The sequence below is a fragment of the Streptomyces scabichelini genome (genome assembly GCF_011045015.1).
Taxonomy (GTDB): domain Bacteria; phylum Actinomycetota; class Actinomycetes; order Streptomycetales; family Streptomycetaceae; genus Streptomyces; species Streptomyces scabichelini.
Genome location: NZ_JAAKZY010000060.1, coordinates 26,972 through 51,185, shown reverse-complemented (window position 1 = coordinate 51,185; position 24,214 = coordinate 26,972). Strand labels below are relative to the sequence as shown.

General features: G+C 69.2%; 23 protein-coding genes and 2 pseudogenes. 17 read left to right on the top strand and 8 right to left on the bottom strand.

The annotated features are described in order from the left end of the window. The first annotated feature begins 27 nt into the window (after positions 1–27). Positions 28–1,479, top strand: coding sequence for a GntP family permease (locus tag G5C60_RS20330; protein ID WP_165261302.1), 1,452 nt, complete (start codon positions 28–30; stop codon positions 1,477–1,479). Positions 1,480–1,563: 84 nt separating this feature from the next. On the opposite strand, the gene G5C60_RS20325 is transcribed toward G5C60_RS20330, so the two are convergent. Next, on the bottom strand, positions 1,564–3,405 hold the full coding sequence (locus G5C60_RS20325) for a protein kinase domain-containing protein (protein ID WP_165261300.1): 1,842 nt from the start codon (positions 3,403–3,405) through the stop codon (positions 1,564–1,566). A gap of 236 nt (positions 3,406–3,641) precedes the next feature. Here G5C60_RS20325 and G5C60_RS20320 point away from each other — a divergent pair, with 236 nt between their 5' ends. Continuing rightward, entirely contained in the window at positions 3,642–4,196 is a 555-nt protein-coding gene (locus tag G5C60_RS20320; protein WP_165261298.1) for a hypothetical protein, read from the top strand. Positions 4,197–4,262: 66 nt separating this feature from the next. Here G5C60_RS20320 and G5C60_RS20315 read toward each other — a convergent pair whose 3' ends face one another. After that, positions 4,263–5,603 carry a M14 family metallopeptidase gene (locus G5C60_RS20315; RefSeq protein WP_165261296.1) on the bottom strand — a complete coding sequence of 447 codons (1,341 nt, stop codon included), beginning with the start codon at positions 5,601–5,603 and terminating at the stop codon, positions 4,263–4,265. A gap of 254 nt (positions 5,604–5,857) precedes the next feature. On the opposite strand from G5C60_RS20315, the gene G5C60_RS20310 reads away from it, so the two are divergent. Then, on the top strand, positions 5,858–7,186 hold the full coding sequence (locus tag G5C60_RS20310; protein ID WP_165261294.1) for an Nramp family divalent metal transporter: 1,329 nt from the start codon (positions 5,858–5,860) through the stop codon (positions 7,184–7,186). A gap of 10 nt (positions 7,187–7,196) precedes the next feature. Here the strand turns inward: G5C60_RS20310 and G5C60_RS20305 are convergent, their stop codons facing one another. The 4 genes and pseudogenes from G5C60_RS20305 to G5C60_RS52190 all read right to left on the bottom strand — a co-directional run. Continuing rightward, positions 7,197–8,474 (bottom strand): hypothetical protein, encoded by a 1,278-nt coding sequence (locus G5C60_RS20305; RefSeq protein ID WP_165261292.1) that lies wholly within the window; start codon positions 8,472–8,474, stop codon positions 7,197–7,199. A gap of 85 nt (positions 8,475–8,559) precedes the next feature. Beyond that, the gene (locus tag G5C60_RS20300; RefSeq protein ID WP_165261290.1) at positions 8,560–9,075 is read right to left on the bottom strand and encodes a SigE family RNA polymerase sigma factor; all 516 of its coding nucleotides are present in this window, start codon (positions 9,073–9,075) and stop codon (positions 8,560–8,562) included. 114 nt (positions 9,076–9,189) lie between these two features. Then, a pseudogene (locus tag G5C60_RS52195) lies at positions 9,190–9,382 on the bottom strand (hypothetical protein). Positions 9,383–9,393: 11 nt separating this feature from the next. After that, positions 9,394–9,582 (bottom strand): annotated as a pseudogene (locus tag G5C60_RS52190) (Scr1 family TA system antitoxin-like transcriptional regulator); the annotation flags it as partial. On the opposite strand from G5C60_RS52190, the gene G5C60_RS52185 reads away from it, so the two are divergent. Further along, on the top strand, positions 9,545–9,898 hold the full coding sequence (locus G5C60_RS52185; RefSeq protein ID WP_338145873.1) for an ATP-binding protein: 354 nt from the start codon (positions 9,545–9,547) through the stop codon (positions 9,896–9,898). The pseudogene G5C60_RS52190 and the gene G5C60_RS52185 sit on opposite strands and share 38 nt — an antisense overlap. A gap of 110 nt (positions 9,899–10,008) precedes the next feature. On the opposite strand, the gene G5C60_RS20285 is transcribed toward G5C60_RS52185, so the two are convergent. Continuing rightward, complete coding sequence (locus G5C60_RS20285) at positions 10,009–11,043, bottom strand: chitinase (protein ID WP_338145872.1); 1,035 nt, start codon at positions 11,041–11,043, stop codon at positions 10,009–10,011. A gap of 356 nt (positions 11,044–11,399) precedes the next feature. Here G5C60_RS20285 and G5C60_RS20280 point away from each other — a divergent pair, with 356 nt between their 5' ends. The 13 genes from G5C60_RS20280 to G5C60_RS20220 all read left to right on the top strand — a co-directional run bounded on the left by G5C60_RS20280 (position 11,400) and on the right by G5C60_RS20220 (position 23,048). After that, the gene (locus tag G5C60_RS20280) at positions 11,400–12,281 is read left to right on the top strand and encodes a hypothetical protein (protein WP_338145871.1); all 882 of its coding nucleotides are present in this window, start codon (positions 11,400–11,402) and stop codon (positions 12,279–12,281) included. A 152-nt stretch (positions 12,282–12,433) separates the two neighbouring features. After that, positions 12,434–13,147 carry a Flp pilus assembly protein CpaB gene (gene cpaB / locus G5C60_RS20275; RefSeq protein WP_165261284.1) on the top strand — a complete coding sequence of 238 codons (714 nt, stop codon included), beginning with the start codon at positions 12,434–12,436 and terminating at the stop codon, positions 13,145–13,147. Positions 13,148–13,209: 62 nt separating this feature from the next. Next, on the top strand, positions 13,210–14,832 hold the full coding sequence (locus G5C60_RS20270; RefSeq protein ID WP_165261282.1) for a CpaE/TadZ family protein: 1,623 nt from the start codon (positions 13,210–13,212) through the stop codon (positions 14,830–14,832). Further along, complete coding sequence (locus G5C60_RS20265) at positions 14,829–15,224, top strand: TadE family protein (protein ID WP_420907392.1); 396 nt, start codon at positions 14,829–14,831, stop codon at positions 15,222–15,224. The genes G5C60_RS20270 and G5C60_RS20265 overlap by 4 nt, the downstream gene beginning before the upstream one ends. 68 nt (positions 15,225–15,292) lie before the next feature. Beyond that, the gene (locus tag G5C60_RS20260) at positions 15,293–16,633 is read left to right on the top strand and encodes a TadA family conjugal transfer-associated ATPase (protein ID WP_165261278.1); all 1,341 of its coding nucleotides are present in this window, start codon (positions 15,293–15,295) and stop codon (positions 16,631–16,633) included. A 112-nt stretch (positions 16,634–16,745) separates the two neighbouring features. Next, positions 16,746–17,684: a type II secretion system F family protein gene (locus G5C60_RS20255; protein ID WP_165261276.1), complete on the top strand. Its 939-nt coding sequence runs from the start codon at positions 16,746–16,748 to the stop codon at positions 17,682–17,684. Positions 17,685–17,696: 12 nt separating this feature from the next. Further along, entirely contained in the window at positions 17,697–18,587 is an 891-nt protein-coding gene (locus G5C60_RS20250) for a DUF5936 domain-containing protein (protein ID WP_165261274.1), read from the top strand. A gap of 1 nt (position 18,588) precedes the next feature. Continuing rightward, positions 18,589–20,097: a sensor histidine kinase gene (locus tag G5C60_RS20245; protein WP_165261272.1), complete on the top strand. Its 1,509-nt coding sequence runs from the start codon at positions 18,589–18,591 to the stop codon at positions 20,095–20,097. Beyond that, the gene (locus G5C60_RS20240) at positions 20,090–20,854 is read left to right on the top strand and encodes a response regulator transcription factor (RefSeq protein ID WP_165261270.1); all 765 of its coding nucleotides are present in this window, start codon (positions 20,090–20,092) and stop codon (positions 20,852–20,854) included. Before G5C60_RS20245 ends, G5C60_RS20240 begins: the two co-directional genes overlap by 8 nt. 102 nt (positions 20,855–20,956) lie before the next feature. Further along, positions 20,957–21,196, top strand: a complete 240-nt coding sequence (locus G5C60_RS20235; RefSeq protein WP_241266936.1) for a hypothetical protein — start codon at positions 20,957–20,959, stop codon at positions 21,194–21,196. Positions 21,197–21,237: 41 nt separating this feature from the next. After that, positions 21,238–21,798, top strand: a complete 561-nt coding sequence (locus G5C60_RS20230; RefSeq protein ID WP_165261308.1) for a pilus assembly protein TadG-related protein — start codon at positions 21,238–21,240, stop codon at positions 21,796–21,798. Positions 21,799–21,813: 15 nt separating this feature from the next. Next, on the top strand, positions 21,814–22,410 hold the full coding sequence (locus G5C60_RS20225) for a hypothetical protein (RefSeq protein WP_165261268.1): 597 nt from the start codon (positions 21,814–21,816) through the stop codon (positions 22,408–22,410). 2 nt (positions 22,411–22,412) lie between these two features. Beyond that, positions 22,413–23,048 carry an OmpA family protein gene (locus tag G5C60_RS20220; RefSeq protein WP_206439760.1) on the top strand — a complete coding sequence of 212 codons (636 nt, stop codon included), beginning with the start codon at positions 22,413–22,415 and terminating at the stop codon, positions 23,046–23,048. 99 nt (positions 23,049–23,147) lie between these two features. Here the strand turns inward: G5C60_RS20220 and G5C60_RS20215 are convergent, their stop codons facing one another. Then, positions 23,148–24,110: a zinc-dependent alcohol dehydrogenase family protein gene (locus tag G5C60_RS20215; RefSeq protein ID WP_165261266.1), complete on the bottom strand. Its 963-nt coding sequence runs from the start codon at positions 24,108–24,110 to the stop codon at positions 23,148–23,150. Between the last annotated feature and the right edge of the window lie 104 nt (positions 24,111–24,214).

Here is a 24,214-nt window from a genome sequence, read left to right as displayed (position 1 = left end):
CCATGCCCCCACCCAGAGGACCCCCAAATGTCCGAAACCCCACCCCACACCGGCGGCCTGCTCCTGCTCATCGATGGCACAGCAGGCCTGCTGACCATCGCAGCCCTCGGCATCGTTCTGCTCCTCTTCCTGATCATCAAGGTCAGACTCCAGCCGTTCGTCGCCCTGCTCGCCGTATCGATAGCCGTCGGCCTCGCGGCCGGCCTCTCCGTCACCGAACTCTTCGGCACCGTCCAGCGGTCCGAAGCCGTCTCGCTCATCGAAGACGGGATGGGCGGCACCCTCGGACACGTAGCGATCATCATCGGCCTGGGCACCATGCTCGGCGCCGTGCTCGAAGTCTCCGGCGGAGCCGAGGTGCTGGCCTCCCGGCTGCTGGGCCTCTTCGGCGAGAAGCGCGCCCCGCTCGCCATGGGCCTGACCGGCCTGATCTTCGGCATCCCGGTCTTCTTCGACGTCGGCATCTTCGTGCTCGCGCCGATCGTGTACGCGGCGGCCAAGCGCGGCGGCAAGTCGATCGTGCTCTACGCGATGCCGCTGCTCGCCGGACTGTCCATGACCCACGCCTTCCTGCCGCCGCACCCGGGTCCCGTCGCCGCCGCCGGACTGCTGAAGGTCGACCTCGGCTGGGTCATCCTGATGGGCATCGTCTGCGGCATCCCCGCCGTACTCGCCGCCTGGGCCTGGTCCGCGTGGATCGGTCAGCGGCTCTTCGTCCCCGTACCGCAGGACATGGTCGAGGCCGCCGACGAGGCGAAGGCCGCGCTCGCCGAAGAGCAGCGCAAGGACGGTGTGACGCCCCCGGAGAAGCCGGTCCCGCTCGGCATCGTCTTCACGATCATCGGCACCCCGCTGCTCCTCATCCTCCTGTCAACGTTCTCCTCCATCGCCTTCGACCCCTCCACGGGCCGCAGCGTGATCGAGTTCTTCGGCCACCCCTTCGTCGCGCTCACCATCGCGCTGCTGCTCGCGTACTACCTCCTCGGCATCCGCCGCGGCTGGTCCCGCAAGTCCCTGGAGACCGTGTCGACCGCCTCCCTCAAGCCGGTCGGCAACATCCTGCTGGTGGTCGGCGCGGGCGGTATCTTCGGCGCCGTGCTCAAGGGCAGCGGGGTCGCGCAGGCCCTCTCGGACACCTTCAACGACGTGGGCCTGCCGGTGCTCGTCCTGTCGTACCTGATCTCGCTGGTGCTGCGCGTGGCCCAGGGTTCGGCGACGGTCGCGATCGTGACGACTGCGGGCATCGTGGCGCCGCTGCTGTCGGAGGGCGACCACTCGCAGGCCTTCATCGCCCTGGTCATCATGGCGATCTCGGCGGGCTCCATCTTCGCCTCGCACGTCAACGACGGCGGCTTCTGGATCGTGGCCAAGTACTTCGGCCTCTCCGAACGGGACACCCTCAAGACCTGGACGGTCCTGGAGTCGGTGCTGTCCGTGGCCGGGTTCGTGGTGGCGGCGGTATTGAGCGTCTTCGTATAGAGCGGCGACACAGCGCGCCTGAAACGGCCCGACCGCCCAGCCGCCCGACCCACGCGGCCGGGCGGCCGGACCGTTTCCGGCGCGCTAGCTCTTCGTCTCCGGGTAGCCGGGCGGGAGCCGCCACGCGCAGATGTGCGCCTCCCCGCCCTGCACTATCCACTTCCAGTAGCGGTGCCCGTCATCGGACGAGCAGTCGCCGCTCGACCCCTGGTTCAGGCCGGTCATCTGCATCAGAAACTCGTAGGGGAGCGCCAGCTGGTCCCCCTTGTCGCAGTCCCAGGAGGCCATCAGATCGCCTTCCACGTCGTCGCCCGAGCTCCTGGCGGGGAAACACCTGGCGGGGGAGAACTGTCGTTCAAGGCACAGGATCTTGGTGTCCGCGCCGCTGTCGTACAGCCAATGGCTTCGGTCCGGCCCACGGGGGCAGTCGGTGCCGTCGTCCTTGTTCGTGGACGTCACCTTCACATGGGCTTCGTAGGCGGCGCAGTTGACCCGCTTCGGCATCTCGGCGCTCCACCTGCCCGTGAAGGTGTTCTTGTAGGCGTCGAGACAGTCCCCCGTGCGCACGGCCGCGAAGGCCCGGGCCGTCGGGTCGGATGTGGGAGTCGGGGAGTTCTCCGTGGTGCGCGTGGCCGTCGCGGTCACGGTGGCGGGCGAGCCGCCGGCGGCGGCCGAGTCGTTGTCCCGGCCGGGCACCACCCAGAGCACGATCAGGGCGGCCAGAATGCTCAGGACGACCGGCGGTACCAGCCACCAGACACCCGAGAACCTCCTCCCCGGTCCGCCCGGCCCGCGCCCGAAGGGCCGGGGCGGCGGGCCGCTCACGCGCAGCCGTGGATCCGGCGCTGGAGCCGCCCGCAGGTCCCGCGTCGGAGCGTCGCCGGCCGGGGACGCCAGGACAGCCGGGGCCGCCGCGGGCTCCGGCAGAGGCGTCGACGGGGGTGCTGGAAACGCTGTGGCCGCCGGGTCCGCCGGATCGGAGCCCCCGCCCGGTCGGCCGGGCGCACGCGGATCCGGGACCGCCGGGCCCCGTTCCCCGAGGGCGCGCACCTCCGTCTCGTACGCCTCGATCAGGCGCAGCCACTCCGGCGGCAGCCAGGGCGCGCCGCCGGTCGCGGCCTGTCGGGCGGCGACGACCGGGGCCAACTCGTCGAGGAGTTCCCCGGGCCGGGGGCGTTGCCCCGGGTCGTCGCGCAGGCAGCGCATGACCAGCGGCTCCAGCTCGGGCGGCAGCCCGGCGAGGTCGAGGTCGCCGCGTGCGACCTGGCCGAGCAGCCGCAGGGTGTCGCCGGTGTCCCGGTACGGCGGACGGCCGGTGGCGATGTGGAAGAGGGTGGCACCGAGCGAGTAGACGTCGGACGCGGCCGTCGACTCCTCGCCGCGGGCCTGCTCGGGGGACGTGTAGGAGATCGTCCCCAGGGTGAGCGTCGTGCGGGTGATGTCGGTGGCCTGCGAGATGCCGAAGTCGATCAGCCGGGGACCGTCCGCAGGCAGCAGGATGTTCCCCGGTTTGACGTCCCGGTGCACGACGCCCGCCTCGTGCAGGGCGTGCAGCGCCTCCGCCGCACCGGCCGCCACCCGGAGCACGGCGTCGGACGGCAGCGGCCCGCAGAGGCGCACCAGGTCGTGGAGCGAGGGTCCTGGGATGAACTCGGTGGCCATCCAGGGCCGTTCGGCGTCCGGCGCGGCGTCGACGACGTTCGCCGTGTACGGGCCGCCGACCCGCCGTGCGAGGCTCACCTCGCGGGCGAACCGCCTGCGGGCTGCGTCGCTCACCTCACCTTCGGCGAGCAGGGTCTTGACGGCGACGAGCCGCCCGCCGGGCGAGCGCCCGACATGGACGCGGCCCATGCCGACGGTGCTGAGCCGCCCCAGGACGCGGTACGGCCCGATGGATTCGGGATCGTCCGCTCCGGGGGGCAGCACACGTCGGCCCCCGTCCAAGCCTCCGCCTGAAACGCCGCTCACGTCCCGCCCCCTGACGTCCGCGATGCAATCCCCGTACAGTCCACGCCGCCATGCGGCACCTTGGTTCCCTGGTTCCCTTGCGGGGCAGGACGGCAGGACTACAGGACGACAAAGGGGACAGACCCACAGACAGACGCACAGGAGAATGGGGCCCGACTGTTCCAGGCACAGGATCGTCGACCATACTGCCCACCGTGGAGCAGCGCATAGGACCCAGCATCCAGCCCTTGCAAGGCGCGGCAGCCGACCCGGCGTTCGTCCCCGGCATCACGGGCCCGCGCCCTGCCGAGCCGGAGGACGCGGTCGAGGAGACCGCGGCAGACGAAGAGGCCGTCTCCGAAGAGACGGCTGCCGACCATGCCGACGACGAGGCCGACGAGACCGACGACGAGGCGGCGGACAAGGCCGGGGACAAGACCCCCGCCGAAGAGGCCGAAGAGTCGGCGTCGTCCGAGGAGGAGGCCGATCCCGAAGGTCCCGTCTTCGAGGTGTCCGACCGGCGCGCGAAGATCACCGCCGACCACAGTGGCGTACGACTGCGCCTGGACGACCAGCAGGCCGAGTTCCGCTGGGACGAGATCGGCGCGGTCGAGACGGAGACGTCGCGCTTCGGCCGCTGGTTCACCGTCACGGTGCACACGCCCGACCGCCGCTGGTACCCGGTCGAGATCGCGATCCCGTCCCGCGGCCAGGTCAAGCAGTGGGAAACGGAGCTGGACGAGGTCCTGGACGCGTACTTCCAGGAGTAGGCACGTACTTCCAGGAGTAAGGGTGCGCCGCACGCCGGCAGGCCGGGGCGCACCCTCACACGTCCGTCAGCAGTACTGGTCCTCCTTGCCTATGGACCGGTACATGCAGTCCGCGTTCTCCAGCAGCTGGAGCACCGCGTCCCGGTTGCGGGACGTCTCGCGCTCGATGACCTCGTCGGGCGGGTAGAAGCCGCCGCCGGAGCTGGACGAGGGATACATCTCGAAGGTGTAGCCGAAGATCTTCTGGTTGCCCCACAGCCAGTCGTCGATCGAGCCGTCCGTGATGTAGAGGTCACTGGACTGCTCGGCCGTGTAGCCGTTGCTGGCGGCCATCTTCCCGCCGACCGTGGCGAAGGCGTTGCGGTCGTCGGCCGTCATCCCCGTCGTGGTGTCGGCGGAGGTGTAGCCGAAGGGCCACAGCACCAGCTCGCTGTACGTGTGGAAGTCGACGCCCGCCTTGATCTGCTGCGTACCGCCGACGACCCGGCTGCGCACGAAGTCGGCGACGACCTTCACCTCGGGAGCGGACTCGGGAGCGGCACCCCGGTAGGTCTCCGAGGACGTGGAACCGGAGGACCCGCCGCAGCAGCCCCAGCGATAGTTCCAGTTGCGGTTCATATCGGTACCGACGTACGACGAACCACTGTTGGGCTGGCGGTTCTTGCGCCACGAGCGATAGGCGCCGGTCGCGATGTCGTACTCGCCGCCGTCCGGGTTGAGGTCCGGGAGGATCCAGATCTCGCGGTTGTTCACGAGGTTCGTGATCCGGGAGTCGGAGCCGTACCCGGCACCCAGCTCACGCAGCAGATAGAGCGCCATCTCGACGGTGAGGTGCTCGCGCGCGTGCTGGTGATGGGTGAACAGGACCTCGGGCTCGGACTCGTCGGTGGCGACGTTGTCGCTGATCTTGATGGCGACGATGTCCCGGCCCTGGTACGACTTCCCGATCACGCGCCTGCTCATGATGTTCGGGTACGCCGAGAGCCGCTGGCTGATCTCCGTGTTCATCTCGGCGTAGTTGTGGTAGCGCGAGTCGGCGGAGGGGAAGTCCAGGACGCCCGCGTCGGCGCTGCTCGAACGGTCGGGAGCCGAGCCCAGCGGCGAGACCTCGTAACCGAGTTGGCTCAGCTTCTTGGCCTGGGACGCGCGGCCCGAGACGACGACGGTCTCCTCGTCGGCCTCGTCCACCGACACGCCCGTCCTGGCTATGGCCGTGCGGGTGGCCGCGGTGCTGTGGTGCAGATGGATCTCGTACTGGCGGATCTCGTCGTCGGCGCCGGACGCGGCCGCCGGTGCCTCGCCGGGCGCGCCGGAGGCGGTGGTCGTGGCGGTGATGGGGGCCGCGAGGGCGAGGGCGAGGAGGGTGGCGAGGAAGGCGGCGCGTCTGCCTCTCGTGCGTAGCCGCATGAAGTCTCCTAGGTTCTCCAGGGTTTCCGGGGTCTCCGGAAATGTGGGGATTGGAGCGGGGGGTGGTTCAGTGCGACGTGCCCGGGCCTGTCGTCGAAGTGGCCGACAGGTCCCTGTGTGCGGGTGTGGCGCTCATCGTGGAGGTCTGGCATGACCGGGTCAAGACCAGGCCGAAATTAGATGGGCGTACGGCCGGATTTCCTTCACCGCATGCCCTCTTGTGCCATCGCCCACTTTGCGATTTCTTGATCGGCATGGCGGACACCACGGGAAACACGGCAAAGACAGGAAAGACAGCGACAGGCGAGGCCATCTCCAGCCCCCGTAAATCCAGTTGGAAGTACATCGGCCCCGGCATCGTGGTCGCCGCCACCGGTGTCGGTGCGGGTGACCTCGTCGCGACCCTCATCGCGGGCTCGAACTTCGGCTACACCCTCCTCTGGGCCGCCATCATCGGCTGTCTCGTCAAGATCTCCCTGGCCGAGGCGGCGGGCCGCTGGCATCTGTCCACCGGCCGCACCCTCTTCGAGGGCTGGGCGAGCCTGGGCCGCTGGACGTCCTGGTTCTTCGTCGTCTACGTCGTGATCTGGGGCTTCGTCTACGGCGCCGCGGCCATGTCCTCGTCGGGACTACCCCTCCAGGCCCTCTTCCCGGACGTGATGGACCTCAAGTGGTGGGCCATCCTCAGCGGACTGGTCGGCCTGGCCTTCGTCTGGTTCAACAAGTACGCGGTCTTCGAGAAGGTCATGACGGTCCTGGTGGGCGTCATGTTCGTCGTCACCGTCTACCTGGCGATCCGCGTCACCCCGAACCTCGGCGACGCCTTCGCGGGCCTGCTCCCGGTCCTCCCCGACGAGAAGGACTCCATCCTCAACACCCTCGGCCTGATCGGCGGCGTCGGCGGCACCATCACCCTTGCCGCGTACGGCTACTGGGTCAACGCGAAGGGCTGGACGAACACCGGCTGGATGAAGGTGATGCGCCTCGACAACCGCGTCGCGTACGCCACGACCGGCATCTTCGTCATCGCCATGCTCTTCGTCGGCGCGGAACTCCTCCACGCCTCGAACGTCGCCATCGCCGACGGCGACAAGGGCCTCGTCCAGCTCGGCGACATCCTGGAGGACGAGTACGGCACGGCGACGTCGAAGTTCTTCCTCATCGGCTTCTTCGCCACGTCGTTCACTTCGCTGATCGGCGTCTGGCACGGCGTCAGCCTGATGTTCGCGGACTTCGTCGAGCGCTACCGGGCGCGCCGCGCGGTGACCGGCGAGGAGATCGCGTCCGGCGCCCGCGAGAAGTCCTGGCCCTTCCGCGCGTACCTGCTGTGGCTGACCTTCCCTCCGATGGTGCTGCTGTTCGAGGGCCAGCCCTTCCGTCTGATCATCCTGTACGGCGTCCTGGGCGCGGCCTTCCTCCCCTTCCTCGCCCTCACCCTGGTCTGGCTCCTCAACTCATCCCGCACGCCCGCCGAATGGCGCAACGGTATGCTCAGCAACGCCATGCTGGTGATCGCGGGCCTGATCTTCATCGTCCTGTGCGTGAAGCAGATCTGGGACCAGCCGTGGTCGGAGTTCTTCTGACCTGGGCGTCTCACCCCTGCTGTCGCCACTTCGCGCTCGTGGCGATGTCCCTGAGCTGCTTCATCGTGAGCGCGGGTGTCTCGCGGGTCGCGGCGTCGTGCTGCGTACCGGAGTTGAAGGCGCTGACCACCACGCGCATGCCATCGGTCCCGATGGTGTCGACCGTCCACATGACGACCCCGGCCCCGCCCTTCTCGCCCGGCCCCTGATGCGTGGCGACCTTCGTTCCGTCGGGCAGGGTCTCGGCGTCGGCCCCGAAGAGCTGGTCCTCGACATCCGACATGCCGTGCTGCACGTTGATCTGAACCAGGCTCTTCCCCTTCCCGTCGTCCACCACGACATTCGCGTACTCGGTCTCCTGGCCGCCCTTCGAGACCACCTCGACGCCCTGGGGGAGCAGGGAGGCGAGCGTCTGCCCGACCGCGGCTCCGTCGGCACCCGGAGGCGTGCTCGGCGTGGTCCCCGGGGCCTGGGCCTTCGGGTTCTCGGGGATGGCGTCGACGGCGGCACGCCAGGCCGCGGCGGTGACCACCTGCTTCAACTGGTCCGTGGACAGGGGCGGGTTGACCCGGCTGACCGGAGCGTCCTTCTCCGCCGCGGCATTCCATTCGCTCACGCTGATGTGCTGCCCCTGAGGGGTGACGAGGTCGGCCGTCCACCACTTCGTGTCCACGCGGCGGTCCGGGTACTCGTACCCCTGGAAGAGCTTGAGGGCCGAGCCGTCGGCCAGTTCGCTGGTGGTGCAGTGGTCGTACGGCACCAGCGCCTTGTCCGGGCATTCGGTCACCTGGCGGGCCTGCTCGCTCCCCGGCTCGACGCGGTTCAGGCTGACGGAGACGGCACCTTTGCCCTTGCCGTCGTCGAACACGACCCGGGCGTACGGCAGCGACTCCGCACCCGTGTCCCGCCCCTGCTCCTCGCTGAACTCGCCCTCGGGCAGCAGGCTCTTGAGGGTTCGGACCAGGTCGGCGCCGGAGACCTGGCCGGCGTTCTCGGTGGGAGCGGTCGGGGTCGTCCGGCCGGCGGCCACGGACTGCCGCCCATCGGCTTCGCCGCCCCAGGGCACGAGCAGCGTCCCGCCCACCCCCACGAGCGCGACGGCGGCCACGCCTCCCGCGACGGCGGCCCGGCGCCGCAGCAGGAACCTGCGGCCGCGTACCGCGCCGCCGGCGGCGAGGGCGCTCCGGTCGGTCTCGAAGGAGCCGCCGGCCTGGCGCATGGCGAGGCCGAGCCGGTCTTCGAAAGGGTCGGTGTGGGCGTCGTGGCTCTCGTGGTCTTCAGCGGGCATGGCAAACCACCGTCTTCGCAAGGTCGTCGGAATGGGACTGGGGAAACTGGGACAGGACGAGAGGGCCGGGCCTGGCCGGGACCGTTCAGGAGGGCGCGTACTCGCTGAGCCCGTCACCGAGGAGCACCCGCAGCCGCCCGAGGGCCCGCACGCAGCGCGTGCGCACCGCCGCCGGGCTGACGTTCATCGCGTCGGCGGTCTCCTCGATACTGCGGTCCTCCCAGTACCGCAGGACGACCACGGCCCGGTCCTTGACGGGCAGCCGCCCCAGCGCCTCGACGAGGGTCAGCCGCAGCGGCGCGTCGGCGGTGGCGCTGTACGGATCGGGCAGGTCGGGCAGGACGTCCGTGGCACGTTCCGTACTGCTGCGCCGCCGCTGGTGGGCAAGAAACGTACGCGTGAGGACGGTCTGGGCGTACCCGGCGGGGTTGTCGGCCCGGGAGACCCGCCGCCAGCTGACGTACAGCCGCCCGAGCGTCTCCTGCACGAGATCCTCGGCGAGATGGGTGTCCCCGCCGGTGAGCAGACAGGCCGACCGGTACAGATGCCCGGCCCGCGCCGCGGCGAACTCCGCGTAGCCGTCAGCGCGCCCGTGCCTCATGCGTACGCCCCCCGTGATCCCTTGGCGATCCCTGAACCGCCGCCCTCACTTCATTGATGCGGTGACCCCCGGGAAATGTTTCACCGTTTCCGAACCGGCTGTCGGTGCGGGCCGTCAGAGGAGGTGATCTGCCTTGCCCGCCTTGATGTCGCGGATGAGGATGCGGAGCGCTTCGCGGGTGTCGGTGAGGTAGAACGTCCTCGGCGCCGGCTATGGCGATGTAGGCGTTGTCGTGGTTGTCGGTGCCGAGGCGGAAGCAGGAGTTTCCCTCCCCGCAGAAGGGCTCGTCCCAGGTGATGTCGTTCATCTGGCTTCTCCTCAAAGGCTGTTGGCGATATCGCGGATGTAGTCGCGTGACGCCTTTGGCGACAGGGCGATGCGTTCCATCCAGTCCAAGTGGGCACGGTACTTCGCCAATTGGGTGTCGGCATGCAGGAAGTCGGGCCCGTGCGAGTTGTCGATCTGCACGGTGTCGAGCTGGGGCACGGGCCCTTCCGCGTACAGCACGGTCTACAGCTGCTCCCTCGAACTGGCCGGCACCGCAGAGCTGTTGACCTCGGAACTGGTCTCGAACGCGGTGAAGCACTCCGACGGCCCGGTGACCGTCAGACTCCGCTCCCGCGCCGGAGTCGTACGCATCGGAGTCATGGACGACCACCCGGAACTCCCCGTCCCACTACGCCGCACGCCCGACGAGGACTTCGGCCGAGGCCTGTACCTGGTCGAAGCCTTGGCGGACTCCTGGGGCCGCTACCCCCTCACCGGCCGCTCCCGAACCCCCGGCTGGAAGGTGGTGTGGTTCGAACTGGCCGCTGAGGTGTGATGGGAAGGTTTGGATCTTCCAATCGTTGGTCGGGGCAGATGGAAGCCCGGCGGTGGCGCGCGTATGCGGGCCGTTCTGCCGCCGGGCTTCCGTCTGGGGCAGGGCAATCGTCAGGGCAGCGCGTGCACGTGCGGCCCCACCGCGTTCGACCACGCGTTACCCGCCGCCGCGTCCCAGTTCGTCGACCACGTCATCGCGCCCCGCAGGTCGGGGTACGTGCGTGACGGCTTGAAGGAGCCGCAGTTCGTGCCCTTCGTCAGGCAGTCCAGGGCGTTGTTCACCACGGACGGGGAGACGTAGCCGCTGCCCGCGCCGCTGGGGGAGGCCGGGACGCCGAGGCCCACCTGGGAGGGGGCGAGGCCGCCCTCCAGCTGGATGCAGGCCAGGGCCGTCAGGAAGTCCACCGAGCCCTGGGAGTACACCTTGCCGTCGCAGCCCAGCATCGAACCGCTGTTGTAGTACTGCATGTTGACGACCGTGAGGATGTCCTTGATGTTCAGGGCCGTCTGGAAGTAGCCGTTCGACGTCGACTGCATGTCGATCGTCTGCGGTGCCATGGTGATGACCAGCGACGCGCCCGCCTTCGAGGACAGGGACTTGAGCGCCTGCGTCATGTACGTCGCGTTCAGGCCGTTCTCCAGGTCGATGTCGACGCCGTCGAAGCCGTACTCCTGCATCAGGGCGTACACCGAGTTCGCGAAGTTCGTGGCCGAGGCCGAGTCGTTCACCGACACCGCGCCGCGTTCGCCGCCGACCGAGACGATCACCTTCTTGCCCGCGGCCTGCTTGGCCTTGATGTCCGCCTTGAACTGGTCGACGCCGTAGCCGCCGAGCCCGGCCGAGTCGAGGTTGAAGGTCACGGCGCCCGGCGTCCCCGTCGCGTCCGCGAAGGCCACGGCGATGATGTCGTACTGGGACTGGACATCGGAGAGCTTCTGGACCGTCGCGCCGTTGTTGAAGTTCTGCCAGTAGCCGGTCACGGCGTGCTTGGGCAGGGCGGCGGCCTCGTTCGCGGATGCGTCGCTCGGCGATTCCTTGATCGCCTGTGCCTTCGTCGCCGTCGCCTGGCCCGCCAGGCCGGTGAGGACGAGGGCGGACGCGGTGAGCACGGCCGCGAGGGCTCCCGCCAAGGTGCATCTGGGCATGCCTGGTACGCGGTTCACTTCGGCCTCCGGTGGGGGGTAGGTGTGGGGGAACGGTGGCCACCGCTGGACGTACAAGCTGGTCCAGACCAATCGAGTTGTCAAGACCTCTCGCCCGGCTTCGACTTCGGACACGCCGACCTCAAACCCCTTGCACAACACCCGACTTGAGGCATATGCGTTTCACTCTGTGTGGATCACCCTGCACCTTCGGTGAGTTGATCTCGGAGATTCGGTGTTGATCGGGCCATGCCGTGGATATGGTTCTGCTGCAAGATGACGTCACAGGGCGACGTCACAGGGGCGATCTGAGGCGGTGGTCGACCACCCCCGCCACAGTGAACGGGGTGGTGTGCAGCGTGCCGACCGCGATAGCCGTCACCAGTTCCGATCTGGTGCTCCCCCCGCACGACCGGCAGACGCCGCCCGCCGTCGTCCAGCCCCTCGACAGCCTCGAAAGCTCCATCACGGGGATGCACACGCTCATCGAGCAGCACGGATACGTGATCGCGTTATACCCGTCCTCCGTACCCGTCGACGTCCCCCGGCGGCTGCACGCCGTGCGTTCCGTCCTGGAGAGCGACCGCATCGCACTGATCGGCGTCGACCTGCCGCCACTCGGCCTCGCCCTCCTCGCTCAGCAGCTGCGCCAGCTCTCCGTCTGCGACTTCAGCCCGGGTGTGCTCGCCTCCTCCGCCCGTCTGCTCGCCCACTACATCTACGCGGGCGCCCTGCTCGGCTCGGTCACCAAGCTCGACCGGATCCCCGTGTCCCTGAAGTCCCACGCCAAGTCGTGGGTGCCGGGTGCCCAGTTCGCCGTACTGGCCAATCCGCGGCCGCAGCTCATCCGTGTCGGCCATGGTCAAGAGGAGCTGAACGGGCCCGAGTTCGGCACGCGGATGCTCGTCGCGCCCGGGCAGTTGCCCGGCGACTGGATCACCGCGACCCTCGCGCCCGCCTGGCGCGTACAGGGCGTCGCCACCGTGCCGCTGCCCGCCGAGTCCGCGCGCTGGTGGGGCACGGGGAAGGTCGCCGAGTTCGCCGCGGGACTGCACGACGTGTCCGTGCTCTACCAACTGGTCTCGTCCGTACGGCGCGAGGAGTGCCACTGGTGCGGCCTTGAACTCATCGGTGACCGCTGCGGTTTCTGTGCGGCACCTTTGCCTCCGCCACCGGAGCTTCCGAACGCCGCGGTACGGGCAGTTTCTTCTGTACGCGCCTTGCCCCCAGGCACTACGTAAGCCGCAGAGCACTACGTAAGTCACGTACGTACACCTGAACAGCCAGAGCCAGAGCCAGAGCCACAGCAACTGCACCAAGCACAGAAGCCGAGCACCAGGCACAACCGCCCGACCCCCGCTGTCCCCGCCCCCCGATCGAGGTTGTCCGCGTCATGAACTCACGCCAGCGCCGCGGCGTCATCCTGCTGGTCCTCTCGGTCCTGTGCGCCCTGGGCGCCTTCGCCGGAGTGCTCTCGGTGATCCGCGACGTGAACTCGAAGGTCGGCCCAGAGGTGGCGGCGTACCGCCTGAAGAGCGACGTCGCGCCCTACCGTGAGCTGACGTCCGACCAGTTCGAGAAGGTCTCGATGCCCGAGCGGTGGCTGTCGTCGACCGCCGTCACCGACCTGTCCGAGATCCGCGGGAAGATCGCGGTCACCCGGCTGGAGAAGGGCTCGCTGCTCCAGACGGACATGATCGTGGACCGGCCCGAGCTGGAGGCCGGCCAGCAGGAGATCGCGATCATGATCGACGCGGCGACCGGTGTGGCGGGGAAGATCAACCCGGGTGCGCGGGTCAACATCTACGCCACGTTCGAGGCCGAGAACGACGCCGGCAAGGACCAGTCGAAGGTCATCGTCGAGGGCGCCAGGGTCATCGACGTGGGCAAGCTGACCGCCCTCGACCCGTCCCAGAACAGCGACGACCGCCGCCGTACCGCCACCGAGGCGGTCCCGATCACCTTCGCCCTCGACACCGCCGACACCCAACGCGTCGCGTACGCCGAGTCGTTCGCGACCCATGTACGACTCGCCCTGGTCGCGGGCGGCTCCGACACCGCCGTCGCACCCGACGACCGCTCGTACACCCTCGACGAGGACAAGTAGGAGGCCGTGATGCGCTCAGAGCCTGTGTCGGAGCCCACGAAGCCCGGCCGAGGGACCGGCCGATGACCATCCGCATCCTGCCGGCCGTCGGCGACATCGACTCCGCCCGCGCCCTCACCACGCTGCTGAGCCAGCTCCCCGACGCCGAACCCGCGGCGCCGGTCCCGGACACCACGGCGCTCCAGGACACCCTGGCGCGGCTCGCGGCGGAGTCCCTCGACGAGTTGCCCGAGGTCGTCCTGGTCCACGAGCGCATAGGCCCGATGCCGGCGCTGGACGTCGTCCGCGACGTGGTGATGCGGTTCCCGGCGGTCGGGGTCGTCCTCATCACCGCCGACACCAGTACGGGCGTACTGACCGCGGCGATGGACTCCGGCGCCCGCGGCATCATCGGCCTGCCTCTCGGCTACGACGCCCTCGCCGAACGCGTCCAGGCCGCCGCGGCGTGGTCGCTCGGCATGCGGCGCCATCTCGGCAGCGGTACGCCGGAGTTGTACGCGGGCCCCGGCGGCACCGTCGTCACGGTGACCGGGGCGAAGGGCGGCGTGGGCGCGACGGTCACGGCGGTCCAGCTCGCGCTGGCCGCACGGGCGTCGGGCCGTACGGTCGCTCTCCTGGACCTGGACCTCCAGTCGGGAGACGTGGCCTCGTACCTGGACGTCCAGTTCCGCAGGTCCGTCGCCGACCTGGCCGGTATCGCGGACATCAACCCACGCGTCCTCCAGGACGCCGTCTATACCCACGACACCGGGCTCGGCCTGCTCCTGGCCCCCGCCGAGGGCGAACGCGGCGAGGAGATCACCGACCGGGCGGCCCGCCTGATCCTGAACGCCCTGCGCTCCCGCTACGAGATCGTGGTCGTCGACTGCGGCGCCCAGATGAACTCGGCCACCGCCGCCGCCGTCGAACTCGCCGACCAGGCCCTCCTCCTCGTCACCCCCGACGTGGTCGCCGTCCGCGCCGCCAAACGCATGGTCCGCATGTGGGACCGCCTCCAGATCCGCAAGGCGGAGGAAACGCTGACGGTCGTCAACCGCTTCTCCCGCGGTACGGAGATCCAGCCGTCCCTCGTCGAACGGGTCACCGGCACGAAGGTGGCCCACACCGCGGTCCCGGCCGCCTTCAAGGAACTCCAGTCCGTGGTCGACGCGGGCCGCATGCAGGACCTGGACGCACGCTCCACCGTGAAGCAGGCGCTGTGGGGTCTTGCGGGGGAGCTGGGCCTGGTGGCCACCAAGGAAGGGGGCGGCGGCAAGCGCCGCAAGTCCTCCTCGGACCGGGGCGCGCTGGCCCTGCGCCGCAAGGGCGGCGACCGGGGCGCGGTGACGCTCGAGTTCGCGGGGATGTTCCCGCTGTTGCTGGTCGTGATGACGATCCTGTGGCAGTGCGTGTTGTACGGCTACACGTACTCGCTGGCGGGGAACGCGGCGGATGAGGCGGCCAGGGCCGCCACGGCGGCGAACGCGGTGACTCCGGGCGCGTACGGCGGTGCCTGCCAGGACGCGGGCAGCGAGCGTCTGCCGGGTGCCTGGGACGGCGCCCAGATCGGCTGCTCCGTGGACGGGGCGGTCATGAAGGCCAGCGTCAGGGCTCAAGTACCCCTCTTCTTCCCGGGCTTCGACGTGAACTGGACCGTCGACGGAGAGGCGGGGGCCGCGCTGGAGGGGGAGGGGGATGACGGATGAAGCCCCTCCTGAAGCGTCTCAAGCGTCTGAAACGTCTTCGGGACGACCGAGGCGTCTCCATGCTCGAGTTCGCCGGGTATCTGCCCATCCTCCTCATCATCGGCATGGCCGCCATCCAGCTCGGGCTCATCGGCTACGCGATCAACCAGGCCGGTTCAGGGGCGCGGGCGGCGGCACGGGTCGCGTCGCAGGACGGGGCGGGGGAGGCGGCGGGGTACGCAGCGATGAGCGACTGGCTCGACGCGGACGTATCCGCACCCAAGGGAGGCGGCGACACCACCACCTCCACCGTGACCGTGGACGTGCCCGTCCTCATCCCGTTCGTGGGGGACGACTGGGCCGACCTGGACATCGTCCGCCACGCGACCATGCCCAATGACGAAGACGACTGAACCCCCGATCCCGATGCCGATGCCGATGCCGATGCCGAACGACTCTCCCCCGGAAGGGAGTTGAAGACATGAGCCTCAAGGCCCGTATCGCCGCCCCCGAAGAGGGCGGAGCCGCGCGTGAGGACGGCCACCTCGTCGCCGTCTACCGTGCCAAGCTGCTCGAAGAGATCGACCTGGCCGAGATGTCCAGCCTCGCGGCGGCCGAGCGGCGTGTGCGCCTTGAGCGGGTGCTCGGGCACATCATCAGCCGCGAGGGGCCGGTCCTCTCGTCCTCCGAACGCTCCCAGCTCATCAGGCGAGTCGTCGACGAGGCCCTTGGGCTCGGCGTACTCGAACCACTCCTCGCCGACGCGTCCATCACCGAGATCATGGTCAACGGGCCCGACTCGATCTTCGTCGAGCGAGCGGGCCGCGTGGAGCAACTGCCCCTGCGCTTCGCCTCCAACGAGCAGCTGATGCAGACCATCGAGCGCATCGTCTCGACCGTCAACCGGCGCGTCGACGAGTCGAACCCCATGGTCGACGCCCGCCTCCCCACCGGCGAGCGCGTGAACGTCATCATCCCGCCGCTCGCCCTCACCGGCCCCACCCTCACGATCCGCCGCTTCCCCCGCGCGTACACGCTCCCGGAGCTGATCGGCCTCGGCTCGCTCGACGAGCAGATGCTGATGCTGCTCGCGGCGTTCGTCCGGGCCCGCTTCAACGTCATCGTCAGCGGCGGTACGGGCACGGGCAAGACCACCCTCCTCAACGCGCTCTCCGGGCTCATCCCGTCCCAGGAGCGCATCATCACCATCGAGGACTCGGCGGAGCTTCAGCTCCAGCAGGAGCACGTGATCCGCCTCGAATCCCGTCCCCCGAACGTGGAGGGCAAGGGCCAGATCACCATCCGCGACCTGGTCCGCAACTCGCTGCGTATGCGCCCCGACCGCATCATCGTCGGCGAGGTCCGAGGCGGCGAGACCCTCGACATGCTCCAGGCCATGTCGACGGGCCACGACGGTTCACTGGCCACCGTGCACGCGAACTCCGCCGAGGACGCCCTCATGCGCCTCCAGACCCTCGGCTCGATGTCCGAGGTCCAGATCCCCTTCGAGGCCCTCAAGGACCAGATCAACTCCGCGGTGGACGTGGTCGTCCAGCTCGCCCGCCACGCCGACGGCTCGCGCAAGGTCACCGAGATCGCCCTGCTCGTCTCGCACGGCCGGGAACAGTTCCGCATCGCCCCCGTCACCCGCTTCGTCCCTCGCCCCACCGGCCCCGACCGCGTCGTCCACGGCCACTTCGAACACCTTCCGCTGCCCCGCCCGGTCGCCGAGAAGCTGTACGTCGCGGGCGAACCGCTGCCTTCCGCGTTCCGCGTGGCCGAGGCCATCGACGTACTCCAGACGAGGCAGGCCATCGGATGACCCCCACCACCAGGACAGACAAGACAGACAAGACAGACAAGACGGACCAGGCAGACCAGACAGAGACAGAGACAGACCAGACAGAGACAGACCAGACTGAGAGGAGCGAGTCATGAACAACCCCGCCCTGCTCGCCCTCGGCGCCACCGTCCTGTGCGGCACACTCGCCGTCGCGGGCGTGCACACGTACGCGTCCGGACGCGCCCAGCGCCAGGCCCTCGTCGATCGCCTCGCCGGCGGCCCGCTGCGCACGGCCGCGGGCCGCGCCCGCCGCTTCGCGGCCGTCGACCGCCGCCTGCGCCACACCCGCCTGGGCCGCACCATCCACCTGCGTCTCTCGGCGACGGGACTCGACGTGACGGCGGGCGAGTTCTTCACGTACGTCACTGCCGTCGTCGTGGCGCTGTGGCTGATCGCGGCCGCCGCCCTGGCCCCCTTCTTCGGCCCCATCGCGGCCGCGATCGGCGTCTGGGGCGCCGCGATCTTCCTCAACTACCAGCGCCAGAAACGCATCGAGGCCTTCATCAACCAACTCCCCGACGTGGCCCGCCTCCTGGCCAACGCCTCCGCCGCGGGCCTCGCCCTGCGTACGGCCCTGGCGATGGCCGCGGAGGAACTGGAGGCCCCGGCCGGCGAGGAACTCGCCCGGGTCGCGGACCAGCTGAGCCTCGGCCGCTCCATCGACGACACCCTCGGCGAACTCGCCGAACGCCTCCCGTCCCGCGAACTCGTAGTCCTGGTCACCACCTTGGTCCTGTCCAACAAGGCGGGCGGCTCGGTGGTCAACTCCCTGCGGAACCTCACCCAGACCCTGGAGGACCGCAAGGAGACCCGCCGCGAGGTCCGCACGATGCTCTCCGAGGTCAACGCGACCGCCTTCACGGTCCCGCTACTAGGCCTCGGCTCGCTCTTGCTCATCAACTCCTCGAACGAGGGCGCCCTGGCCCGAGTGACAGGCTCCCCGGTAGGCCAGGTCCTGGTCCTCATCGCCATGGGCCTCTACACGGTCGGCTTCTTCGTCATCCGCCGCCTCGGCAAGATCGAAGTGTGAGGGGGAGTTACGTTGCTGGCCTTACTGCTCGCCGCACTGACCGGCCTCGCCGTCGCGGGCCTCTTCCTCGGCATCCGTATGATCCGCGCGGAGGCCAAGCTCCCGGGCGACCTGGCCCTCGCCCTGGAGGTCGGATCCACCCGCGTCTCGAAGGCCGACTCCGCCGTCGACCGCCTCGGCATGCGCTTCGCGCCCCTCGTCCTGCGCCTGATGGGCCCGCGCCGCGTCGACGCCAAGCGCCGCCGCATCGACATGGCGGGCAACCCAGGCGGCCTCACCCTCAACCGTTACGCGGCCCGCCGCGCGGTCTACGGCCTCTTCGGCGTCGTACTCGGACTGGTCTTCTTCACGAACGGACAGCTCCTGTTCGCCGTGCTGACCCTGGCCTTCGGCCTGCTGGCCGCCGACGCCCTCATCTGGCAGGCCATCCGCGAACGCAAGGAAGTCATCGACCGCACCCTCCCGGACTTCCTGGACGTCCTGGCGGTCGTGGTCTCGGCGGGCCTCGGCTTCCGCCAGGCCCTGGACCGGGTGGCGGACCACTACGAGGGCCCGTGGGCGGATGAGTTGAGGATCACGTTGCGCCAGATGGACATGGGCGTCAGCCGCCGCCAGGCCTTCGACGAACTCCGCAAGCGCAACTCGTCCGAGCAGGTAGCCCAGTTCGTCTCGGCCCTACAGCAGGGCGAGGAACTGGGCTCCCCGATCGCGGAAACCCTCATCCAACTGGCCACGGACATGAGAAGGACAGACGCCCAGAACTCCCGCCGCCGCGCCGCCAAAACAATCCCCAAGGCCACGATGGTCACCCTCGTCTTCATGCTCCCGGCCACGATGATCCTCATCGCCACGGGGATGTTCTTGGGGTCGGGAACGAACTTCGGCTCGATTCTGGGGCGTTGAGATGGCTGGCCTATGGAAGCAGAGCTCGGCTGGAGCGCCCCATCAGGGGCGCGGGGAACGGCGCGACAAGCCACAACGGACCGGCACTGTCCGAACTGCCTTGCCCCGTCAGGGGCGCGGGGAACGGCGCGACAAGCCACAACGGACCCGCAGCGTCCAAACTGTCCCCCTCGCCAAGCGAGCCGCAGGCTACTTCGCAGAGGACGCGGCAGCGCCTGGCAGCCTCCGCCTTCAACTCAACGCCTTGCAGGCCCTGTGCCGCCAGGCCTTCGCAGTCCGCCTGACCCTGATCGCGATCGGCGCCCCCTTCGCGATGGCCAACGCGACGGACGGCCCACCCCGCTACGGAGTGCTCGCGGCAGCCGTCCTCGGCGTCATGGGCTCGTACGCCATGCTCAGGGACTGGGACCGCTTCGCCCCCCGCCTCCTCGCCCACCCCACCCTCATGGCGGTGGACCTGGTCTTCGGCGCGGTACTCCTGCTGACGGCATCTCCCGCCTCCCCCCTCGCGTACGCGGCCGTCTGCACCCCCCTCCTCTCCGGCCTGCTGTACGGCTGGCGCGGCTCCGGCATCTTCACGGGCCTCCAACTCGTCGTCCTGCTCACGGTGTTCAGGGCCTGGGAACACCGCCCCGGCGCCGGCGCCAGCACCCTCCTCGTCGCCGGTTTCTGCATCGCGGCCGGCATCATCGGCGTAACCCTCCGCAATCTGATGTTCCACTTCGGTACGGCCAGCCAGGCGCTCGCGGAGGCCAACTCCCGCCTCGCCGTCGCCGAGGCCGTCGAGTCCGAACGGGCCCGGCTCGCCCGCGAGATGCACGATTCGGTGGCCAAGACCCTGCACGGCCTGTCCCTGGCGGCCGAGGCACTCGCGGTCTCCGCCGACCACGACACGGATCCGCGTGTGCTGAAGGACCAGGCGACGGCGGTGGCGAGCGCGGCCCGCCGCGCGGCGGCGGAGTCCAGGGACGTCCTGACGGATCTCCGCCACCACACAGCCCTGTCGAGCCCACCCACGGACCTGCGAACGGAACTGACATCCAGGGTGGAGGACTTCGAATCCCGTACGGGCACCAAGGCGACGCTCGCCTACAGGGCAGCCCCCACCCTCGTACTCCCTCCCGGAGCAGCCGACCAACTCCTCGCCATCCTCTCGGAGGCACTGGAGAACACACACCGGCACGCGAGGGACGCGACGGCGGTGGAGGTAACCCTCGAAGCCGAATCCGAATCCGAATCCGACAACACCTCGACACTGCACCTGACCGTACGAGACGACGGAACCGGCACGTCCGTATCCCTCGATGACGTACAACACCTGACGAAATCCGGCCACTTCGGTCTGCTGGGAATGCTGGAACGCGCGACGTCGATAGGCGCGGGCATCCAGCTGCACCGAGGGGAGCACGGAGGCACGGAAGTCAAGGTGGACCTCCCCCTGGGAACGTCCGGCACTCCGCTGCCCCCGCTCCCCTCACACACTCCCCAAGAGGAGGCCGCACATGCCTGACCAGGCACTTCCCGGCCCGCTCCTGCGAGTGCTCGTGGCCGACGACAACCCGGTCGTCCGGGCGGGCCTCGCGGCCCTGCTGGGCGCACACCCGGACATCCGGGTCGTCGCACAGGCGGCGAACGGAGCGGAAGCGCTCACGTCCGCGACCCACGAACGCCCGGACGTGATCCTGCTGGACGTACGCATGCCCGGCACGGACGGCCTGACCGCTCTCCCTTCGCTGGCACGCCGGGCACCGGTGATGATGCTGACGTACAGCCGTGAACCCGAGGTGGTGGCGGAGGCGTTGCGCCTGGGTGCGGTGGGCTATCTGGTCCACGGCGAGTTCACGGCCGAGGAACTGATCACGGCGGTACGGGACTTGAGGGACGGGCGTGCTGCCTTCACGGCCTCCGCCGCGGCTGTCTCGGAATCTGTCTCGGATTCGCTCAGCGTTTCGTACGAACCGAACGAATTCTCTTCGCAGCTGCAACCAGTTGTGGCACAGTCGTCAAAGGCTCGACTCGGCTACGCGGCGGGGCTCCACCGCGGCGACCACAACCGACGGGATTTCGGACTGAGTTCACGGGAGGTGGAGGTCATGGATCTCATCGCGGCCGGCATGAACAACCAGCAGATCGCCGCCACCTGCTTCATCAGCGAGAAGACCGTCAAGAACCACATCAACCGCATCTTCGCAAAGCTGCACAGTTCTTCGCGCAGCGAAGCAATCGCTTACTGGCTGGGCACGGCTCACGGGGGGTGGAACCGGTGACTCCGATCTCGGGAAGTTGGGTCCCTGGGCCCACCCGGAGTAGGCGGGTTCTCACGTACGGTGCGCGGGACGGTTGTGGTCTTGGGCGGGAGGACAGTGGCCATGGTGGCGAAGATGTCGATGGACGGTGTCAAGCGCGGGCTCGGGACGTGGAAGCGGACTGTTGTCTCCCGGATGCGGGGGCGCGAGCGGGATCGCGGCGCGGGCTTTGTGGAGTATGCGGGGCTGATGATTTTGATTGCGGGGATCTTCACGTTGATCGACCAGTTGGGGTTGGACGGGTTGATCTCGGGTGCGATCGGCGACGCAGTGAACGACGTGATCGGTGGAGGCGGTGGCTAAGCAGTAGCCACCTACGCAGCGACAGAGGGCAGACTCTCCCGATCTACATCTGGCTGACGGGGATTCTGCTCTTTGCCGCGTTCGCCCTCTTTGCGTTCGCCCAGGCAGCGTCCGCGCGGAATGGAGCTCAATCCGCGGCGGACGCTGCTGCGTTGGCGGCTGCGCAAGAGGATCGGGACGAGCTGATGGAGGGCCTGGAAGGCGCCATCGGCGTGGACGACAACTGGCTGGACTGGCTCGACCCCGAAGAGGCCACCGGCGCCGGAGCTGCCGCCGCGGCCAATCAGCTGGCTGCCGAAAACGACGCGAGCGTCACGGGGTTCCAGCCTTGGGAGGAGGGCGACTACCCCGGCTACGAGGTAGAGATCGAGACGAACTACGCGGTCGGGGACTCGATCATCCCGGGCACAGAGGACATGCAGGCGACGGCGAATGCCGTGGCAGTCATCGAGCCCCGCTGCGACTTCGAGGTACCTGACAACCCCACGGACATCGTCGAACTCAACTGTGACGGCGACCCCGTGGAAATCGACCCCGAAGATTTCGTTTTGGACGACCTTCCCGACGCGTCCGTGCTGTTCTCTGTGCATCTGGTTGAGTGAAAGGAAGCCGGACCGATGAATCTTCGGCACACCATGAAGGGCCGCACGGTACTGACCGCGGTGGCGATCACGACTGGGCTGGTCCTCACGGTGGCCGGCTGCGGCGGGGGTGGCGGTGACGACGACAAGGCTGACAAGGAGTCACCCTCGTCGGCTCCTGCTGCGAGCAATGACGATGACGGGGGTCAGGAAACGTCTGCAGCGCCGTCCGGTGATCCGTTGGCGACGGCCAAGGACGGGGACATTACAGTCACGATCACATCTGCCGAACGCGACTCCGGTGGCTTCGTCACTGTTTCCGGCAATGTGAAGAACGACGGCAGCCGTTCCTGGCTCGGTGCCAACTGGGCGAGTGACGAACGGGAGTTGCGCTCGAACGGAGGGTCCCTGTCGGGTGCCAGCCTGGTCGACAACGAGGGCAAGAAGAAGTACCTCATCCTTCGGGATACCTCGGGGCGTTGCCTGTGTACGAAGTTCAGCGGCCAGATCAGCCCGGGTGCTACGGCGAGTTGGTACGCGCAATTCCCGGCCCCTCCCGAAGGCACCACCAAGGTCTCCTTCCAGGTCGGCGCCATGCCCCCGGCCTCCGTCGAACTCTCCGAGGGCGAGTAACCATGCCCCTCCCCTCCACCTTCCGAGCGAGGGCAACCGCCACCACCCTCACCGCCCTCACCACCCTCGTCTTCATGACCCCCCTCACCCCCGTGTACGCCGACGAAGGCGACCCCAGCGAGCCCCCGGGCAGCGTCACCACCTCCCAACCACCGGAGGTGGACGCGAACAGCCCGGGCCTGAAGCTCGCCGACGGCGCGACGCTCGCGCCCGCACGCGTGCTGGACATCAAGTCGGTTGTCGAGGACCTCGGCGGTGAGGAACGCCGCGAGGACACGAACGAGGACGTGACGTTCGCGCTCCAGGCGGAGGTGCTGTTCCCCAAGGACAGCTCGAAACTGAACCCCGAGGCCCGCTCACGGATCCAGGCGATCGCGGACGAGATCAAGGCCCAGAAGGCCACGAAGGTCCGCGTCTTCGGCTTCACGGACAACCTCGGCTCGTACGCCCACGGCGTGACCCTCTCCAAGAACAGGGCCGAAGTGGTGCACGACGAGCTGGCAGCCGCAGGCCTCGGCCCCGACGTCACCTTCGAGGTACGCGGCTACAGCGAGGACTACCCCATCGCAGACAACACCTCGGAACAGGGCCGCCGCAAAAACCGCCGAGTGGAGGTGACGTTCCCGAAGGGGGCGTGACCGAGGCCAACCGCAGCGGCCCCAAGCGGAGTGATTTGACCGCACGGACCGCACGCGCGGCGACCGGCCCCGGGCGAGCTGGCCGGCTGGCCGGCTGGCTCAGGGGGCCAGCACGACCCTGCCGAACACCTTGCCCGCATCCATCTCGCGGTGGGCCAGTGCTGCCTTGTCCAGCGGGAGCACCTCGTGCACGACCGTGCGCAGGTCCCCGTGGGCGGCCGCGGCGAACTGGGACGACCGGACGGCCTGCCGGTCGGGGCCGGGCACGGTGTCCAGGCTGAACGTGGCGAACGACAGCGAGCTGCGGAAGGCGTCGATCAGCCGCATGCCGAAGTCCGCGGGCGGCTGCCCGGCGACCACGCCGACCGCCACATACCGCCCGTTGGGGTTCAGCCGGTCCAGGAACTGGGGAAGCTCGGGACCGCCCACGACATCGATCACCACGTCGAAGCCCGACGGCGCGTCCGGGCCGCCCTCGCCGGAGCGGTCGAGGACATGGGTCGCGCCCAGGTCCCGTAGGCGGGCGCCACGCTCCTGGGACGAGGTGGTGACCACCACCGCGCCCGCGCCGCCCCTGGCCGCGAGCTGGACCGCGGTGATCCCGATGCTGCCCGCCGCACCGCGCACGAGCACCGTCTCGCCGGGCGCGACACGGGCCCGGTCCAGGGCGAAGTGGGCGACCGCGCCGGAGCTGCCGAGCGTCACCGCGTCCGCGCCGGTCATGCCGTCGGGCAGCGGAAGGACGTCCTCGACCGAGGCGACGGCCTGCTCGGCGTACCCACCGGACAGGCCGGTGAACGCCCACACCCGCCGCCCCATCCACGAGGGGTCCACGCCCTCTGCCACCGCGGTGACGGTTCCCGCCACCTCGCTGCCGAGGAGGTGGCCCTCCCGGAGGCCGAGCCCGGCGAGCGTTCCGCGGCGGATCACGGCGTCCACACCGCCCACCCCGATCGCCTCCGTGGTGATCCGCACCTGCCCCGGACCAGGGACGGGCACAGGCAAGTCGACGACCTCCAGTCCGTCGGGGTTTCCGAACTCCCTGATCACGACGGCTTTCATCGCTGCTCCTCGGGGTGGTGAACGTACAGGTCACGGGTACTGCGTACGGGGTGGCATCACCTGTGGCATCACCCGTCGTCGGACCGTAACGGACGCCCCCGTCC